Annotated in this window: 13 protein-coding genes; 1 reads left to right on the top strand and 12 read right to left on the bottom strand. The window is 68.2% G+C overall.

Annotation, left to right across the window (positions count from 1 at the left end):
- Positions 1–197: 197 nt before the first annotated feature.
- The 8 genes from ACYP5B_RS38920 to ACYP5B_RS38885 all read right to left on the bottom strand — a co-directional run bounded on the left by ACYP5B_RS38920 (position 198) and on the right by ACYP5B_RS38885 (position 10,049).
- Positions 198–2,558, bottom strand: coding sequence for a molybdopterin guanine dinucleotide-containing S/N-oxide reductase (locus ACYP5B_RS38920; protein ID WP_459573148.1), 2,361 nt, complete (start codon positions 2,556–2,558; stop codon positions 198–200).
- Positions 2,559–2,610: 52 nt separating this feature from the next.
- Positions 2,611–3,723, bottom strand: a complete 1,113-nt coding sequence (locus ACYP5B_RS38915; RefSeq protein ID WP_459573147.1) for an NAD(P)/FAD-dependent oxidoreductase — start codon at positions 3,721–3,723, stop codon at positions 2,611–2,613.
- Positions 3,724–3,730: 7 nt separating this feature from the next.
- A complete protein-coding gene (locus ACYP5B_RS38910) occupies positions 3,731–4,735 on the bottom strand; it encodes a Bug family tripartite tricarboxylate transporter substrate binding protein (protein WP_459573146.1) in 1,005 nt (334 codons plus the stop codon).
- A 154-nt stretch (positions 4,736–4,889) separates the two neighbouring features.
- Positions 4,890–5,759 (bottom strand): sulfurtransferase, encoded by an 870-nt coding sequence (locus ACYP5B_RS38905; RefSeq protein ID WP_459573145.1) that lies wholly within the window; start codon positions 5,757–5,759, stop codon positions 4,890–4,892.
- A 9-nt stretch (positions 5,760–5,768) separates the two neighbouring features.
- Positions 5,769–6,110: a carboxymuconolactone decarboxylase family protein gene (locus tag ACYP5B_RS38900; RefSeq protein ID WP_035815155.1), complete on the bottom strand. Its 342-nt coding sequence runs from the start codon at positions 6,108–6,110 to the stop codon at positions 5,769–5,771.
- A 55-nt stretch (positions 6,111–6,165) separates the two neighbouring features.
- Complete coding sequence (locus ACYP5B_RS38895) at positions 6,166–7,167, bottom strand: Bug family tripartite tricarboxylate transporter substrate binding protein (RefSeq protein WP_459573144.1); 1,002 nt, start codon at positions 7,165–7,167, stop codon at positions 6,166–6,168.
- 45 nt (positions 7,168–7,212) lie between these two features.
- Positions 7,213–8,577, bottom strand: a complete 1,365-nt coding sequence (gene purB / locus ACYP5B_RS38890) for an adenylosuccinate lyase (protein ID WP_400096346.1) — start codon at positions 8,575–8,577, stop codon at positions 7,213–7,215.
- Between the two features lie 8 nt (positions 8,578–8,585).
- Positions 8,586–10,049, bottom strand: coding sequence for an FAD-binding oxidoreductase (locus tag ACYP5B_RS38885; protein ID WP_459573143.1), 1,464 nt, complete (start codon positions 10,047–10,049; stop codon positions 8,586–8,588).
- A 246-nt stretch (positions 10,050–10,295) separates the two neighbouring features.
- On the opposite strand from ACYP5B_RS38885, the gene ACYP5B_RS38880 reads away from it, so the two are divergent.
- Positions 10,296–11,099 carry an IclR family transcriptional regulator gene (locus ACYP5B_RS38880; protein ID WP_400096344.1) on the top strand — a complete coding sequence of 268 codons (804 nt, stop codon included), beginning with the start codon at positions 10,296–10,298 and terminating at the stop codon, positions 11,097–11,099.
- 48 nt (positions 11,100–11,147) lie between these two features.
- On the opposite strand, the gene ACYP5B_RS38875 is transcribed toward ACYP5B_RS38880, so the two are convergent.
- The 4 genes from ACYP5B_RS38875 to ACYP5B_RS38860 are packed head-to-tail and all read right to left on the bottom strand — an operon-like array spanning position 11,148 to position 16,838.
- Positions 11,148–12,530, bottom strand: coding sequence for an MmgE/PrpD family protein (locus ACYP5B_RS38875; RefSeq protein WP_459573142.1), 1,383 nt, complete (start codon positions 12,528–12,530; stop codon positions 11,148–11,150).
- 60 nt (positions 12,531–12,590) lie between these two features.
- Positions 12,591–14,702 carry a methylmalonyl-CoA mutase gene (gene scpA, locus ACYP5B_RS38870; protein WP_459573141.1) on the bottom strand — a complete coding sequence of 704 codons (2,112 nt, stop codon included), beginning with the start codon at positions 14,700–14,702 and terminating at the stop codon, positions 12,591–12,593.
- Positions 14,699–15,550 (bottom strand): Pnap_2097 family protein, encoded by an 852-nt coding sequence (locus ACYP5B_RS38865; protein WP_459573140.1) that lies wholly within the window; start codon positions 15,548–15,550, stop codon positions 14,699–14,701. Before ACYP5B_RS38865 ends, scpA begins: the two co-directional genes overlap by 4 nt.
- A 1-nt stretch (position 15,551) precedes the next feature.
- On the bottom strand, positions 15,552–16,838 hold the full coding sequence (locus ACYP5B_RS38860; RefSeq protein WP_459573139.1) for an MSMEG_0569 family flavin-dependent oxidoreductase: 1,287 nt from the start codon (positions 16,836–16,838) through the stop codon (positions 15,552–15,554).
- Between the last annotated feature and the right edge of the window lie 45 nt (positions 16,839–16,883).

Here is a 16,883-nt window from a genome sequence, read left to right as displayed (position 1 = left end):
GCTTCGAGCCAAGACGAACGATAGCCCAGGCGCCGGCCATGGGCAATCAATCCCGACGAAATGAAGGGGGTTCGCGGTAGGGGTTAATTTGAGGTGTTGACGTCGCATAGCACATGGTTTGGGCTATGGCAATGACGTTCCGTTTCGATCGGCGCGACGTTCGACGGTGGTAGCGATGCCCGCAAGCGCCACACTTCTCATGTTCCGCGGCTCAACGTTGCCACCCCGCCCTCCGGCGGCTCGAAAGCGCGCATCGGTGGCGGCGTTTCGTCGAAACGTTCCACCTGCACGGCAGTAAGCTGGCCGGAACAGCCTTGCGCCAGCGACGAGGTGCCCTTGTCGCGCGTCAGTACGTTGGGGTTGCCGTGCGCGCACATTGAGCGGCCTTGCGCATCGATGGCCGGGTCGTACCAGGCACCAGTCGGCAACTGGATGACACCGGCCATCACGGCATCGGACAGCGCCGCGCTGGCCAGGCAGGCGCCGCGTGCGTTATGGAGCCGCACCAGATCACCGTCCGCGATGCCGCGCGCGGCGGCATCTTGCGGGTTGAGACAGCACACTTCGCGCGCCCCACGCTTCTGGCTGGCGCTGTGCGCGCCGAAGTCGAGCTGGCTGTGCAGCCTGGTGGCCGGCTGATTGGCAATCAGAGTGAGTGGATGCGCCGCCGTGGGGCCGTCGGTGGCGGGCAGCCATGCTGGATGACCGGGACAGTCGGCGTAGCCAAAGCCGGCAATCGTGCGAGAGGTGACCTGGACCTTACCACTTGGCGTGGGCAACGGATGAGCCAACGGGTCGTCGCGGAAAGCGCGCAGAATGCCGCCGTCGTCAGCCTGCTGCGGCAGCAGCAACTCGCCGCGCTCCCAGAACGTATCGAAATCCGGTGCTTCGAGCCCCTTGTCGGCCAATGCGACACGGGTCAGCTCATAGAGGTGGCGCAGCCATTGGGCGCTGGTGCGGCCTTCGGTGAAGGCTTCGCGCGTGCCCAGGCGCCCGGCGAGGTCGGCGAAGATATCGTAGTCGTCGCGCGCGAGGCCGTGCGGCTCGGCGATGCGGTGCATGGCAACCATCAGCGGATCGGTCGGCGCCGCGCCGATATCTTCGCGCTCCAAGGTCAGTGTACAGGGCAGCACGATGTCGGCATGCCGCGCGGTGGCGGTCCAGGCAATCTCATGGACGATGAAGGTGTCGATCCCGCGGAACGCCTCGCGCAGGCGGTTCAAGTCCTGATGATGGTGGAAGGGATTGCCGCCGGCCCAGTAGGCCAGCCGGATATGCGGGTAGGTGCGGCGCTGGCCGTTGTAGTCGAACGCTTCGCCGGGATGCAGCAGCATGTCGGCAATGCGAGCGACCGGGATGAAATCCTTCACGCCGTTGGTGCCCTGGGGCAGCGCGGCCACCGGCACGGCATTGGTCCGCTTGCCGTAGTGCGCCAGCGTACCCAGCGCGTAGTTGTAGCCACCGCCCGGCAGGCCAAGCTGGCCGAGTGCCGCGGCCAGTACGGCGGCCATCCATACCGGTTGCTCGCCGTGCTCGGCGCGCTGCAGCGAGTGGGCCACCACCACCAGCACGCGCTTGCCGGGCAAAGCCGCCGCCAGTTCGGCGATGGCGCGCTCGGGCAGGCCGCAAATGCTGGCGGCCCAGGCCGCGGTTTTCGGCGTGCCGTCGGCGCGGCCCATCAGGTAGTCCTCGAATTCCGGCCAGCCTTCGCAATAGCGGGCGAGAAAGTCGCGGTCGTGCAGGCCGCTGCTCACTAGTTCGTGCAGCAGGCCCAGCATCAGGGCCGTATCGGTGCCGGGCCTGGCCGCGAGCCAATCGGCCTTGGCTTCGGGCGGAAAGTCGGTGCGCAGCGGGCTGACCGAGACGAAGCGGCAGCCGCGCGCCGCGGCCTCGCGCATCGAGTCCCGCTCTATATGCCGGCTGATGCCGCCGCTCGCCACGCGCGAATTCTTCAGCGCCATGCCGCCGAAGGCCAGCACCACGTCGGTATGCTCGACGATCTGTTCCCAGGTCACGTTGCGCCGGGCCACGTCGTCCATGCTGCCGAGGATATGCGGCAGGATCACCGCGGAGGCGCCCGCGCTGTAGCTGTTCACCGAGCGCACGTAGCCGCCCAGCGAGGTATTGAGGAAGCGGTGCACCTGGCTCTGCGCATGATGAAAGCGGCCGGCGCTGGACCAGCCGTAGGAGCCGCCGAACACCGCCTGGGCCCCATGCCGCTGCTTGACGCGCTGCAGTTCGGCAGCGAGCCGGTCCAGCACTTCGTCCCACGGCATCGGCACGAAGGTGTCCAGGCCACGCAGGGGATCGGGCCCGGGACCGCGCTCCAGCCAGCCACGCCTTACCATCGGCGTGGTCACCCGCGCGGGATGGCGCAACGCATTGGTGAAGTTGCCGATCAGCGGATTGGGATCGGGGTCGTCCGGATGCGGCCGTACCACCAGGGCGCCATCCTGCCAGCCTGCGGAGAAGACGCCCCAATGCGCGCTGTGCGGGCGCATGGCGGGGCGAGGATCGGAACCAGACGCGGTGCTGGAAGCGGAAAGAGACGCGGACATAGATTTTGGGCTCATGCGGTGGCGGGATGACAGGATTCAGCGTACGGCTTGCTCAGGCAACCAGCGAAGCCACATACTCGCCGATCGCGAGCGACGAGGTCAGCCCCGGCGACTCGATGCCGAACAGGTTGACGAGGCCGCGTACGCCGTGGACGGCCTCGCCCTGGAAGACGAAGTCTGCGGCCGCGGTGGTCAGCGGCGCATCGGGGCCGGCGATGCGCGGGCGGATGCCGGTATAGCCGGGCACCAGCGCGCCATCGGGGAGTGACGGCCAATAGCGTCGGATGCCGCGATAGAAGCCCTGCGCACGACGTTCGTCGAAGCGATAGTCCTTGCTATCGATCCACGCATGGTCGGGGCCGAAGCGGCAGGCGCCGGCGAGATCCAGCGTGGCATGCACTCGTGCCGACGCGTCGCGCGAGACCGGATAGACCAGATGGCGGAAAGGCGAGGCACCACTGAGCGTGAAGTAGTGGCCGATCGCGTAGTGCAGCGGCGGCACCAGGGCGCCCGGCATGCCTTCGAGCCGGTGCGCGAGTTGCTGCGCGCCGAGTCCCGCGGCATTGACCACGGTGCCGCACAGCAACTCGGTGGGGCTGTCGCCGCCCACGCGCAGCACGATGCCATCCCCCGTGGCGAGGCCGCCCTCGACCGGCGAGCGCAGCGCCAGCAGGGCACCGTGGGCCTCGGCATCGCTCAGGTACGACAGCATCAGCGCATGGCTGTCGACGATCCCGGTGGAGGGCGACCACAGCCCGGCAATGGCACGCACTGCGGGCTCGCGCTGCCTGATCTCATCCGCGCGCAGCCGTTGCAGGTCGGTCACACCAGCTGCTGCGCCGAGCTTCTCGTACTTCTCCAGCCCCGGCAGTTCCTCCTCGTCCACAGCGACGATCAGCTTGCCGATGCGGCGATGACCGATGCCGCGAGCTTCGGCATAGCGGTACAGCAGCGCGCGCCCGCGCACGCAGAGCCGGGCCTTGTGCGAGCCGGCCGGATACCCCAGGCCGGCGTGGATGACTTCGGAATTGCGCGAGCTGGTCTCGGTGCCGATCGCGCCCTGGCTTTCCACGATCACCACTTCGCGGCCTGCGATCGCCAGCGCGCGCGCCACCGCCAGGCCCACCACCCCCGCGCCGACGACGGCGCAATCGACCCGGTCCATGGGCGCCCTACTCCGCCGTCAGGTGGCCGCGTTCGACCGCGCGGCGATACCTGGCGATGTCGCCCACGACGAACTTGCGGAACGCGTCGCCGCTGAGCGTGGACTCCTGCGCGCCGTCGGCGCGGTAGACGCGCAGCAAGTCCGGCTGCTGGAGCGCGGCCTTGACATGCCGCGCCAGCGTGTCGACCACCTCCTTGGGCGTGCCCGCAGGCGCGGCCAAGCCGTACCACTGCGTCATCGTCACGTCGATGCCGGACTCCTTGAGCGTCGGCACATCCGGCATCGCGGGAATGCGCTTGGCCGCGCTGATCGCCAGCAGGCGCAGCTTGCCGGCGGAGATCTGGCCCATCAGCGGGGTATAGGGCGCGAACAGGCTGTCGACCTGGCCACCGATCAGATCGGTCACGGCTGGCCCCGAGCCTTTGTACGGGATATGCAGGATGTCGAGGTTGGCCTGCTGCTTGACCATTTCCATGGTGATCTGCGCCGCGCCGCCGGTACCGGTGGACGCATAGGTGTTCTTGCCCTTGCGCGCCTGCGCCACATAGTCCTGGATCGTCTTGAACCTGGAATTAGCGCTCACCAGCAGGCCGAATGGCGTTTCCACCAGTTGGCTGATCAGCACGAAATCCTCTGGCGCACGGTAAGGCAGGTTGGCGCGGATGGCCGGCGCGCTGCCCAGGTTGCCGCTCATCGCCAGCAGCAGCGTGTAGCCGTCGGGCTTGGCACGCGCCACGCTTTCGGCTGCGATATTGCCGCCGGCGCCGGGCTTGTTGTCCACCACTACCGTCTGGCCGATCTGGCGGGACAGTTCGTTGGCCAGCGTGCGGCCGTACAGGTCGCCGCCGCCGCCGGGCGGAAAGCCGATCACCAGGCGGATCGGCTGGTCGGGATACGCGGCCAGGGCGCTGCCGGTGCCAAGGGTGCCCAGCACGGCGGCCACGGCGCAGCACGCTGCCACGCTCGCGGCATGGCGGCTGACGCGGCGAAACAGGGAATCAGGGCGATGCATCTTGGGTTGTCTCCTCACGATGTCGGTCTTGTCTGGCAGCATCCGGCCGGTGCGATCTATCGTCGGTAAGCGGGTCCGGATGCGGGATTTGGCGGCGCGCGGCCGGCCCGGCTATCGGCAGCGCCATGCCTGCCGCGCGAGGGGGCCAATCGCCTCAAGCGGCCGCGCCTGTGGCGATACGCGCGCCGGGCTGGGCGCACCATTCACTCCACGAGCCGGGGTAAAGCACGGCGCCGGGCAAGCCCGCGATCTCCAGCGCCAGCAGGTTGTGGCAAGCGGTCACGCCCGAGCCGCACTGGCTGACGAGTTCGGCGGGCTGGCGTCCGTCCACCAGCGCCAGGAATTCCTCGCGCAGCCTGGCGGCGGGCTTGAAGTTGCCGCTGGCGTCGAGGTTGTCGCGGAACAGCCGGTTGCGTGCGCCGGGAATATGGCCGCCGACGGAATCCATAGTCTCGTTCTCGCCGCGGAAGCGGTCCGGCGCGCGCGCGTCGAGCACCAGCCGTTCGCCGCTGTCCAGGTTGGCGCACAGCGTCTCGTAGGAGACCGTGCCGGCCAGCGGCGCACGCAGACTCAGGGTGCCGGCCACTGGCGGCGGCGCTTCGCCGGTGAGGGACAGGCCCGCCGCGCTCCACGCGGCCAGGCCACCATCCAGGACGGCCACGGCGCTGTGGCCGATCCAGCGCAGCATCCACCACAGGCGCGCAGCGTACATGCCGCCAGCGTTGTCGTAGGCTACCACCTGGGTCTGGTCGCCGGCACCGAGGGTTGCCAGCGCGCGCACGAAGGTTTCTGGCGTGGGAAGCGGATGGCGGCCGTTGCGGCCGTTCTTTGGCGCGCTCAACGTGTCTTCCAGGTGCACGTAGCGGGCCCCTGGAATATGACCGGCGTCGTAGGCGCGCCGGCCGGCCTGCGCATCGGTCAACTCGAAGCTGCAGTCGAGCACCAGCAGGGAGCCTGGCTGCGCGCCGTCGAGGTCGCGCGCCAGGGCATCGGCGGAAATCAGGGTCTGGTAGGTCATGGGCATGCGGTCTGCTTATTCCTTGAAAGTATCCAGCGCGTCCATCGCGCGCAGGGAGTAGACGTAGGCGGCGCCCGCGTTCAGCGCGATGGCGGTGCCCAGCGCCTCGGCCAGTTCCGCCTCCGTGACGCCGGCCTTGCGCGCTGCCGCCGCGTGAGCGGCTATGCAGCCGTCGCAGCGGGTGGTGACGGCGACGGCCAGCGCGATCAGTTCGCGGGTCTTGGCGTCCAGCGTGCCGGTGGCGCCCTGCGCTTCGTTCAGTGCGCGGAAGGCGGTCAGCATCTGCGGGTTGTGCGCCGCCAGCTGGCCGGCGGCCTTGCGGTTGTTGGAGAGCGTTTCAGTCCAGTTCTGCAGCATGGTGGCATCCTTTATCGACATCCATTTTCGAGACAGGCGGGGGATCGGCAATGCGTTATTGAGCGATCTGCGTGAGCAGTTCGGGCGTGGCGGCGCTCTTGTAGCGCGCGATGTCTTCGACGATGTAGCGGCGAAAAGCGTCCAGCGGCAGGTTGCGCTCCATGGCCGCGTCCTTGCGGATGGCCTGCTGCACGTCCGGCTGCTCCAGCGCGCGGGAAAGATGATCGGACAGCGTCTTCACCACGGCCTGCGGCGTGCCCGCCGGCGCGGCCAGGCCGTACCACTGCGTCACCACCACGTCTACGCCGAGCTCCTTGAAGGTGGGCACCTCGGGCAGCGCGGGGCTGCGCTGCGCGCCGGTCAGCGCGAGCACGCGCAACTGGCCCTGCCTGACCTGTCCCATCAGCGGCGACGCCGTGGCGAAGAACATGTCGACCTGGCCGCCGATCAGGTCCGTGATGGCGGGGCCGGAGCCCTTGTAGGGCACGTGCAGCATGTCGACGCCGGCGCGCTGCTTGACCATCTCCATGCCGATATGCGCGGCGGCGCCGGTGCCAGTGGAGGCAAAGCTGAGCGTACGCTTCCTCGCGGTGGCCAGTACCGTCCTGGCATCGGGAAACTTCGAATTGCTGGCCACGAACAGGCCGTGCGGCGCCTCGAGGATCAGCCCGATCGGCGTGAAGTCGTCCGGCACCTTGTAAGGCAGCGTGGACGGCTTCAGCGCGGGAGATACGGCCAGGTTGCCGCTCATCGCCAGCAGGATGGTGTAGCCGTCCGGCCTGGACTTGGCGACCACGTCGGCGGCGATATTGCCGCCCGCGCCGGCCCGGTTCTCCACTACCACGGTCTGCCCCAGCGACTTGCTCATGGCGTTGGCGATCAGGCGGCCGTAGAGATCGCCGCCACCGCCCGGCGGAAAGCCGACCACCAGCTTGATGGGCTGGTCGGGATAGGCAGCCTGCGCCGTTTGCACGGATTGCGCGAAGGCCGCGGCGCCGAGCAGCAGGGCCAGCGCCGCGCGGCGCAGCCCGAGCGCGCCAGGAAAAGAACTTGCCATGGTGTCTGTCGCCTCCATCTGTTATGGGATGCGTGCCGTGCCGGCTCAGTGGCCGAGCCAGCCGTTTTGCTGCTGTGCGATCACGCGGTCGACCGAGGCCGCGCACTGCCCCAGGTAGCCGGCCGGGTCGGTCAGGCGCACGATTTCGGCTTCGCCGAGCACTTCGGCCAGGTGCTTGTGGCCGCGCATGGCCTCGGCAAAGTCGAGCTTGTGGCTGATGCCGTGCATCGACGCTTCGTAGATCCACTCGTGCGCGGTCTGCTTGCCCACGCGGGCGCCAAGCTCGATCATGACGTGCTCGGATAGCAGGTAGCCGCGCATGCGATCGAGGTTGGTGGCCATGCTGGCGGCATCCACGCGCAGGCCGGCCAGCAGGTTCCTGGCCTGGAACAGCATGGCGCCGGCGATCATGCAGCACTCCGGCAGCGCCTTCCATTCCATCTTCCAGGCGATGCCGTCGCGCTCGCCTTCCTGCACCATGCCTTCGAGCATCATGGCGGCGCTGTAGCGCAGTGGCCGCGACAGGCCCGCCAGGTTCTCGGCCGAGGTGGGGTTGCGCTTGTGCGGCATGGTGGAGGAACCCAGCTTGCCCTCGGAGAAGGCCTCCTCCACTTCGGAGAATTCGTTGCGCTGCATATTGAACAGCTCGTTGCCGATCTTCGACAGCGTGGAGCCGATCATGGCCAGCAGCAGCGCGTATTCGGTGAAACGGTCGCGCGCCGGGGCCCAGCTGATCGCCGGTGTGCCGAGGCCGAGCTTGGCCAGCGTGCGGCGTTCGACTTCCGCCGCCTGCTCGCCGAGCGACGCCTGGCTGCCAACCGCGCCAGCCACCATGCCGACCAGCACGCGCGCTTCGCATTCCTTCAGGCGCTGGTGATGGCGGCCGAGTTCGTCGAGCCAGATCGCGCACTTGTGGCCAAAGGTGATCGGCAGCGCCTGCACGCCATGCGTGCGGCCCGCCATGGGCGTATCGCGGTGGGCGCCGGCCAGACGCGACAGTTCGGTGCCGACCGCCTTCATGTCGCGCATCACCACCGCATGGAACTCCTTGAGCTGCAGCGCCACGCCGGTGTCGACCACGTCCTGCGTGGTAGCGCCGAAATGTACCCACTCGCCATTCTCGCGCGAGCAGCGCGCCTGCAGCTGCTTGAGCGCGGGCACCAGCGAATGCTTGATGCGGCGGATCTCGGCGGACATCTGCGCCAGGTCGATGTTCTCGATCCTTGCCTGCGCGGCGATATCCCTGGCGGCTGCCTCCGGAATGATGCCAAGCTCCGCCTGCGCGGCGGCCAGCGCGGCCTCGAAGTCCAGCCACTTCTGCACGCGGTTGTCCTCGGAGAAGATGGCGCGCAGTTCGTCGGTGCCCCACAGATGCTGGAGCGATTGCATATCGAATACGGAAACGGGCATGGGGAGTCCTAGCGGTGAGAGGAAGACGTGGCCGGGGACACGCGCTCGCGCGGCAACACGCGCCCGGGGTTGAAGGTGTTCAGAGGATCCAGCGCGGTCTTGACGCGCGCCATCAGGTCGAGCGCCACCTGCGACTTGTACTGCAGCAGCGCGGCTTGCTTGAGGCGACCAATGCCGTGCTCGGCAGAAATCGAGCCACGCAAGCGCGCGACCACGGCGTGGACCACCTCGTGCACATCGTCCTCGCGCGCACGGAAGGCATCGTCGGCCATGCCGGCGGGCTTGCTCTGGTTGTAGTGGAGGTTGCCGTCGCCCACATGGCCGAAGCACACCAGGCGGATGCCGGGCATCGCCTGCTCCAGCGCGGCCCCGGCTTCGGCAATAAAGACGGGAATCAGCGAGGTTGCCACGCAGATGTCGTGCTTGATCGACGGCCCGCACAGGCGTTGGGCTTCGGGCACGTGGTCGCGCAGTGCCCACAGTTCGTGGGCCTGGCGCTCGGACGCGGCGATCACGGCGTCGGCAACCAGGCCGTCTTCCATGGCCTCGCCCAGTATGTCTTCCACCGCCGGGCGCGGATCGAGCCGCGGCGAGGTCTCGGACACATCGAAGAGCACCGCCCAGGCATAGTTGTCCGGCAGCGGGTCGCGCATGCCCGCCAGCGGGTGCGCGAGCACCTGGGACAGCGCCTCGCGGCCGATCAGCTCGAAGGCGGTGACCCGCTCGCCCACGGCGCCGGTCAGGCGGCTTAGCATCTCCACTGCGGCTTGCGGATCGCGCACTGCCATCCAGGTGGTGATGACAGTACGGGGCGGCGGGAACAGCTTGAAGGTGACGGCCGTCACCACGCCCAGCGTGCCCTCGCTGCCGATGAAGAGCTGCTTGAGGTCGTAGCCGGTATTGTCCTTGCGCAGGCCCGCCAGGCTGTCGAGCACTTGGCCGTCTGCCAGCACCACTTCAACGCCAAGGGTCAGTTCGCGCGTATTGCCATAGCGCAGCACCTGCTCGCCGCCGGCATTGGTCGACAAGACGCCGCCGACGGTGGCGCTGCCTTCAGAGGCCAGCGACAGCGGGAACAGCCGGCCCTGCGCGGCGGCGGCTTCCTGCGCCGCCAGCACGGTGCAGCCGGCTTCCAGCGTCATGGTGTTGTTGAGCGGATCGACGCCGCGCACTGCGGTCATGCGGCCCAGGCTCAAGACCACTTCCGTGCGCGAGGCATCGGGGGTGGATCCGCCGACCAGCCCGGTATTGCCGCCCTGCGGCACCAGCGGCACGCCGTGCGCGCCGCACGCCGCCACCACATGAGCGACCTCGCCGGTGCTGGCCGGGCGCACCACGGCGCGCGCGGCACCCGGATAGTTGCGCCGCCAGTCCGAGACGTAGCGCGCCACGTCTTCCTCCCGCGTGAGGACGTTGGCAGCGCCGACGATGCCGGACAGCACAGCGATAAAAGGATCACTTCCGGATTGCATGGACTTGAAGCCTCAGGTAAGTGCCGCTGCGCCTGCCTTGGGGGGCTCGGCTTGCGATCAGCGACAATAGTCTCCGGCGGGGGCAAGGTCGATTGCCTTCCGGCATGGCCAAACCGCTCGGGCCAGCGCCTTGCCTCACCGCGCCTTGTTGTTTCATTGAATGAAATGTGTTTTAATGAATAAAACTATAGAGAGTCACGAAACCCGTGTCAAGCGTGGATTTCGTGGACGACACACGCCGAAAAGATGAAGACCTCACGCACCAAGACGTCCGCGGGCGCCAAGGCCGCGGCCACTGCCACGGCCGAGCCAGGCGGCGACGCCGATAGCGGACACGACGACGCCGTTTCAACCGGGCCCAAGCCGCCGGCTGGCGTGCTGGAGCGCGGCATCGCGATCCTCGAATGCTTCAGCGAAGAGCGCTTGCGCCTGTCGCTGCGCGAGCTTGCCGAATGCACCGGGCTGGACAAGGCCACGCTGCTGCGCCTGCTCGGCGTGCTGATGCGTGCGCGCATGGTTCACCGCTTCGACAGCGGCAGCTATGCGCCTGGACCGGCCCTGCTGCATATGGGCATGCTCTACCGCAGCACCTTCGATCTCGGCACGCGCATGCAGCCGGTGTTGCATAACACCATGCGGGAAACCGGCGAAACGGTGGCCTTCTATGTGCGCAGCGGCAACGAGCGCGTCTGTCTGTTCCGCGAGAACACATCGAAGGAGGTGCGCCATCATGTGGAGGTCGGCACGCGCATCCGGCTGGCCGACGGCGGCTCCTCGGCGCACGTGTTGAAGGCCTTCACCGGCGACGACACGCCGCAGGCGAAGGACATCCATGAAAGGGGCTACGCGATGACGCGTTCCGAGCGCGTGGCCGAGATGGCCTCGGTGGCGCTGCCGGTGTTCGAAAGCGACGGCACCTTCCTGGGCGCGCTGGTAGTCATCGGGCTCGCTTCGCGCCACAACGAGCAAGCCCAGTTGAGGGCTGTCGACGTGGTGCGCCGCGAGTTGGCGCAGCAGGGCTTCAATACCAAACCTTCCGCCACCCACTGAACGGCTCTGCGCGCCATACCGCACGCGCCAGGGGCGAGTGCGCGCAGCTTAGCCCGGTGCGGCCGCGCCGAACAACGCCGGCGGCACGGTGCAAGCCGCCTGGTCCCCATCCGCATCGGCGAAGCCTGCGCACCAGTCGGCAATGCCGGCGGCTGTGGGGTCGTCCATGGCAGGTGCGAAGGCGCGCATCCGGGCCTGCAGGGCGGCCCAGTCGAACGGGTCTTCCGGATCGCCGCGCCGCAATTCGCGCAGCGCGCTGACGCGCCGGCCGTCGCGTAGCGCGATGGTGACCCTGGCCGGCCGCTTGCGCGGGAAGGCAAGCTGGAACTCGTCGTCGGTCGCGACCTTGATCTTCTCAGCAAGCGCGAGCAGCGCCGGTGAGTCCAGCTCGGGCGCTTCCATGTCCTCGATGCCCAAGCTGCCTTTGAGCAAGAGCGTGGCAACAACGTAGCGCAGGCTGAAACAGGTTTCGGCGGGCTTGGCGGGCCATATCACCCCGGCGATCTTGAGCGCGTGGGGAAAGATCGTCACGTCGACCGAGACGATCTCCTCGGGGGTGAAGGCATGCGCGTCCATCAGCGCGCGGGTCGCGTCCAGCGGCGTGAAGAGTTGCGCGCAGCAAGGCCAGGCCTTGATGGTGGCCGTGTTGATGCGCTCCGGCGCGTCCAGCTCGCCGTCCAGCGCCTGCAGCGGCCCGTCGCCGGCCATCAGCGCATAGAGGCCGCGCCTGCCCGTCATGAAGGCTCGGGCGCCGGGCAACCCGGCGCGCGCGGCGAACGCCGCGTAAATGCCGTTGCGCACCGCAAAGGCCGGATGGAGCGACTTGGATTCGTGCGCGTCGTCGTCGACCAGTTGCCAGAGACCGGCCGCCTGCGTGGCGCCGATCCCCATGGCGTGATGCAACTGAACGGGCGTCAGCCCCAACGCCACACCGGCCGCCGCCGCAGCCCCCACGGCGCCGGCCGTCGCCGTCGCATGGAAGTTGGCCGCGTGCCGGGTGCCGAGCGCCTCCCCCACGCGCAATGAAACCTCATAGCCGGCCACGATGGCATCGGCCACGCGACGCTGGCTCAGGCCCTGCGCGACGGCCAGCGCCAGCACCGGCGAGATGGCGATCACGCCCGGATGCAGCATGGCCGCGCGATGCGCATCGTCGATTTCGCGCAGATGGGCAATGCCGGCGTTGGCAAACGCCGCGCCCAGTGGCGTCATGCCGCGCCCGCCAAACACCGCGGCGGGACCCTCGCCGGGCATGCAATCCCGCGCCAGCGTGCGCATGGTCGCCGCCTGCGGCATTGGGCTCGCCGACCAGCCGGCCGTGAACCAGTCGAGCAAGGCCTGGGCGAGGCGGTCCCGGGTGGGCTGCGCCAGGGGTCGATGTTGCATGGCGGCCACGTGCTCCGCCAGTTTCGTCTCCGCAAGATTCTGCATATGATGATTTCATTCAATGAAAGATGTTTCATTATATAAAACCATCGGCGTTTGCCATGACTATTTCTGTCCAACCGTTTGTTGACCGTGCCGCCTTGAGTTCACGATTGCCTTGCCCGCATGCCCCAGCAACGCGCCCGCGATCTCCATGACGATGGCCGCCATGGTGACGCCCGGCCCGAAGATCGCGCTCACCCCCTGGCCGCGCAGCCGCCGGGCGTGGCTGGCGGGAATCACGCCGCCCGCGAAGACCAACGCTTCCAGCCGGCGAGCGCGCAGGCCATCGACGAGTCGAGGCAGCAACGCCAGGTGGGCGCCCGCCAGGGACGATGCACCCACCGCGTCAACCCGCCCGTGCACGGCCATCGCCGCAGCGTCTTCCGGCGACTGGAACAGCGGCCCCAGCGTGACCGCGAACCCGGCATCGGAGAGCGCCGCGGCCACGGCCCTGGCGCCGCGGTCATGGCCGTCCTGCCCGAGCTTGGCGATGAAGATGCGCGGCGGCCTGCCAAGGCGCGCCGCCAGCGCATGGACCTGCTCGCGGGCCGCTTCCCAGGCCGGGCTGTCGTCTAGGGCCACGCCGTAGGCTTGGCGGGCGTAGCGCGGCGCCATCGCATGGCGCGGCCACACAGGCTCCAGCGCCTGCGTGCACTCGCCAATGGTCGCGCGGCAGCGGATGGCGTTCATGGTCAGGGCCAGCAGGTTTTCCTCGCCGCTGCGCGCCGCGTCAGTCAGCGCGCGCAGCGCACGGGATACGGCTGTGTGGTCGCGACTTGCCCGCAGGCTGGCCAGGCGCTCGCCCTGCTGTGCCCGGACCTGCCGCCCGTCGATCTCCCGGCAGGATGGCGCCTCGTCGGCCGCCGCCTGGTAGCGGTTGACGCCGACGATAACGCGCCGGCCTTCGTCGATGTCCGCCTGCGTGGCCACGGCGGCGCGATGAATGCGCTCATGCACCCAGCCCGACTCGATTGCGGCCAGCACGCCACCAGCAGCGGCAATCTCGGCCATCACCGCGCGCACCTCTTGCGCCATCTGCGCGGTCAGCGACTCCATCATGTAGGAGCCGGCCCACGGGTCGGCCACGCCGCACAGGCCCATCTCGTGCTGCAGGATCAGTTGGGTATCGCGCGCCAGCCTGGCGGAATCGACACTGGGCAGGGCCAGGGCTTCATCGTAGGCGTTGGTGTGCAGCGACTGCGTGCCGCCGAACACCGCGGCCATGGCTTCCACCGTGGTCCGCACGATGTTGTTGTCCGGCTGCTTTGCCGTCAGCGACCATCCCGAAGTCTGGCAGTGCGTGCGCAGCGTGGTGGCGCGATCCGTGGTGCCCCCGAGCCCGCGAACGATCTCGCACCACAGCAGCCGGGCGGCGCGCAGCTTGGCGATCTCGATGAAGAAATCCTTGCCCACGCCGAAGAAGAAGCTCAGGCGCGCGCAGAATGCGTCCACATCCAGCCCGCGCTCGCCGATGTGCCTGACGTATTCTTGCCCGTTGGCCAGCGTCAGCGCCAGTTCCAGCACCGGGTCCGCCCCGGCTTCCTGGAAGTGGTAGCCGGAAATCGACATGCCGTTGAATCTCGGCACATGCCGCGACAGGTAAGCCACCACATCCGCGCAGATCCGCATCGACGGCCCGGGCGCGAAGATCCAGGTGTTGCGGACCATGTACTCCTTGAGGATGTCGTTCTGGATCGTCCCGCTGAGTTGCTCGAGCGGGACGCCGGCTTCCTCGGCCGTCACCAGGAACGCGGCCAGCACCGGCAGGACGGCCCCACTCATGGTCATGGAGACGGAGACGCGGTCCAGCGCGATGCCATCGAACAAGCGCTTCATGTCCTCGACGGAATCGATCGCCACGCCGGCCATGCCAACGTCCGCCTGCGCCAGCGGATGATCGGAGTCGTAGCCACGATGGGTCGGCAGGTCAAACGCCACCGACAAACCCTGCGCGCCCTGCGCCAGCGCCTGCCGGAATGCCAGGTTGGAGGCGGTGGCATCGGCAAAGCCCGCGTACTGCCGGATGGTCCACGGCTTGCCCGCGTACATGGAGCGATGCGGCCCGCGCACGAACGGCGCCTCGCCGGGCAGCGTGCCCAGGTGCTGCAACCCATCCAGGTCGGCAGCGGTATAGACGGGCTTGAGTGCCAGTCCCCTTCCATCAGCTGCGCTCATCGCACTCTCCACCGCTTGCGTGTCACCACATCGGCGATCTTCTCGCCGTCGCTGCCGCGCCGGACCTCGCACCAATGGGCCAGTCCGCCCTGCCCGATCTCCACGGCGGAGAACGACAGTTCCAGCGCTTCGCCAAGATTGACGTTGCCGTGGAAGAACAGGTCGCGCCCCGCAATCACCGGCGGCTCGTCGAAACGCTGCCATTGCCATTCAGCGCGGTCGACGATGGCCTGGAAGTTGGCGAAGTAGAGCAGATCCGCGCCGTTGAAGTCGGTATAGGGGCAAGGCAGGTATTCGGCCATGTGGCGGCCAAGGTGCCGTGCCTGCTCCAGGCCAAGATGGGTGGTCCAGTCCCCCGCCCGGAAGCGCTTGGCGAGCGCGCCCATCTCGGCCGCCGCAGCGGGTGGCGGCCCGTCCGCCGGCATGTTGAAAGCAGCCCTGACCACCGAACGATTGTCGCGTTCGCGCTCACGGCGGATGAAGGTGGACATCATCGATACCTCGGCACGTCTTGCACCTGAGCCACCGCCACCGCCATCGCCATCGAGCCTCAGCGCATGCGTGCTGAAGTGGCGTGCGCCGGCCACCCGCATCAACTGCGTGTTCACCGAGAAGCCGGCGTTCTCGCCAAGCGCTTCCAGCGAGGCCTCCCGCAGCCGGATCGCGGTGAACGCGGCGTAAGCCTTGTTGCCCTGCGCGTCGCGGAACTCCGGTAGCGCCTGCCCGGACAGCGCCGCCAGCCCCTGCCAGTGCAGGTCGCCGCAAGCCTTGAGCAGCCAGTTCTCCGACAGGCCGGTATAGGACAGGTTCGGCATGCCGGCGACATAGCTTGTGCTCGCGCGAAACATGTCAGGCTGCCAGGGCTTGCGCGCCAAGCTTCTCGCTGACTACGGCCGCCAGGTACCCGGCATCGCGCGCGACGCCCGAAAAGCGCCCGGAGCCCCAGGTGTGCAGCCACGGCAGGCCGAGGAAGTACAGTCCGTCCTGCGCCGTCACGCCGCGCACGTGGCCGGGATAGCCGCGCCCGTTGAACACCGGCGCCTCCAGCCAGCTGAAATCCGGGCGGAACCCGATGCACCAGACGATGGCGCCGATGCCAGCCTGCCCCACGTCGAGTGCCCAGCGCTCCTCGCCCGGCGTCCATACCGGCACATAGGTGCTGGCGGCGGGCGCGGCAATGCCGTGCTTGTCGATGAACTTGTCGATGCTGGCGTTGATGCGGTTGTAGGTGTCGTCCGCATCGTCGAGGTTGGCTTTCAGGTTCGGCGTGAAGCGCAGCTTGCCGTCATGGAAATCTTCCAGCGCGCCGAACAGCTCCATGCCTTCGGTGGCGAACTTGCGCAGGTCGATGTCGCGCCCGCCATCGCGGCCGGTCACGTAGTGATTGGTGTTGTCGCGCACGCCTTCGCGCAGCGGATGCTCCTGCACCGGCATGTCGTAGTACTGCATGTCGGCCAGCCAGTCCACCACATCCCGGCCACGGTAGAAGCGCGCGCAGCGCGGCGCCTGGCCAACGGCCAGGAACACCTTGCGGCCCGCCAGGTGCAGGTCTTCCGCGATCTGCGCGCCGGACTGGCCGGAGCCCACCACCAGCACGCCGCCTTCGGGCAAGGCTTGCGCGCTACGGTACTCGGAGGACTGGATCTGCCGGATGCTGGCCGGCAGGCGCTCGGCCATGCGCGGCACGATCGGCGTGTGATAGCCGCCGGAGGCCACCACCACCTGCCCGGCCGTGAAGTCGCCCTGCGTGGTAGCGACAAGATAGCCGCCCTGCTCTAGCGGTTTCACGCGCCGGACCTCGGTGTGCTCCAGCACCGGGGCGTTCACCATGCGGATAAACCCGTCGAGGTACGCGGTGATCTCATCCTTCTTCATGAAGCCGTGCGGGTCGTTGCCCTGGTAGGGATAGCCGGGCAAGGCGCACTGCCAGTTCGGCGTGACCAGGCAGAAGGCATCCCAGCGCTGGCTGCGCCAGGTGTGGGTGACGGTGTGCTTCTCGATCACGAGATGATCGATGCCGGCCTGCTTGAGGTAGTAGCTCATGGACAAGCCAGCCTGGCCGCCGCCGACGACGATGACGCTGTGGTGCTTGGGAGCGGCGCCGGTGGCCTGGGTTTCGTTGGGGGTGGTAGACATGTTGGGTCCTTCTTTGAATGCTGTGTGAGGGTCGGCCAAGTGCTA

The sequence above is a fragment of the Cupriavidus sp. 8B genome, from assembly GCF_054589115.1.
This window is presented reverse-complemented; position numbering and strand designations above follow the sequence as displayed.

Bases quoted from the DNA above. Each gene is read 5' to 3' on its own strand.
- ACYP5B_RS38920 (WP_459573148.1), bottom strand. From the start codon at position 2,558: ATGTCCGCGTCTCTTTCCGCTTCCAGCACCGCGTCTGGTTCCGATCCT.
- ACYP5B_RS38905 (WP_459573145.1), bottom strand. From the start codon at position 5,759: ATGCCCATGACCTACCAGACCCTGATTTCCGCCGATGCCCTGGCGCGC.
- ACYP5B_RS38880 (WP_400096344.1), top strand. From the start codon at position 10,296: ATGAAGACCTCACGCACCAAGACGTCCGCGGGCGCCAAGGCCGCGGCC.
- ACYP5B_RS38885 (WP_459573143.1), bottom strand. From the start codon at position 10,049: ATGCAATCCGGAAGTGATCCTTTTATCGCTGTGCTGTCCGGCATCGTC.
- ACYP5B_RS38900 (WP_035815155.1), bottom strand. From the start codon at position 6,110: ATGCTGCAGAACTGGACTGAAACGCTCTCCAACAACCGCAAGGCCGCC.
- purB (WP_400096346.1), bottom strand. From the start codon at position 8,577: ATGCCCGTTTCCGTATTCGATATGCAATCGCTCCAGCATCTGTGGGGC.
- scpA (WP_459573141.1), bottom strand. From the start codon at position 14,702: ATGAGCGCAGCTGATGGAAGGGGACTGGCACTCAAGCCCGTCTATACC.
- ACYP5B_RS38860 (WP_459573139.1), bottom strand. From the start codon at position 16,838: ATGTCTACCACCCCCAACGAAACCCAGGCCACCGGCGCCGCTCCCAAG.
- ACYP5B_RS38910 (WP_459573146.1), bottom strand. From the start codon at position 4,735: ATGCATCGCCCTGATTCCCTGTTTCGCCGCGTCAGCCGCCATGCCGCG.
- ACYP5B_RS38915 (WP_459573147.1), bottom strand. From the start codon at position 3,723: ATGGACCGGGTCGATTGCGCCGTCGTCGGCGCGGGGGTGGTGGGCCTG.
- ACYP5B_RS38895 (WP_459573144.1), bottom strand. From the start codon at position 7,167: ATGGCAAGTTCTTTTCCTGGCGCGCTCGGGCTGCGCCGCGCGGCGCTG.
- ACYP5B_RS38875 (WP_459573142.1), bottom strand. From the start codon at position 12,530: ATGCAGAATCTTGCGGAGACGAAACTGGCGGAGCACGTGGCCGCCATG.
- ACYP5B_RS38865 (WP_459573140.1), bottom strand. From the start codon at position 15,550: ATGTTTCGCGCGAGCACAAGCTATGTCGCCGGCATGCCGAACCTGTCC.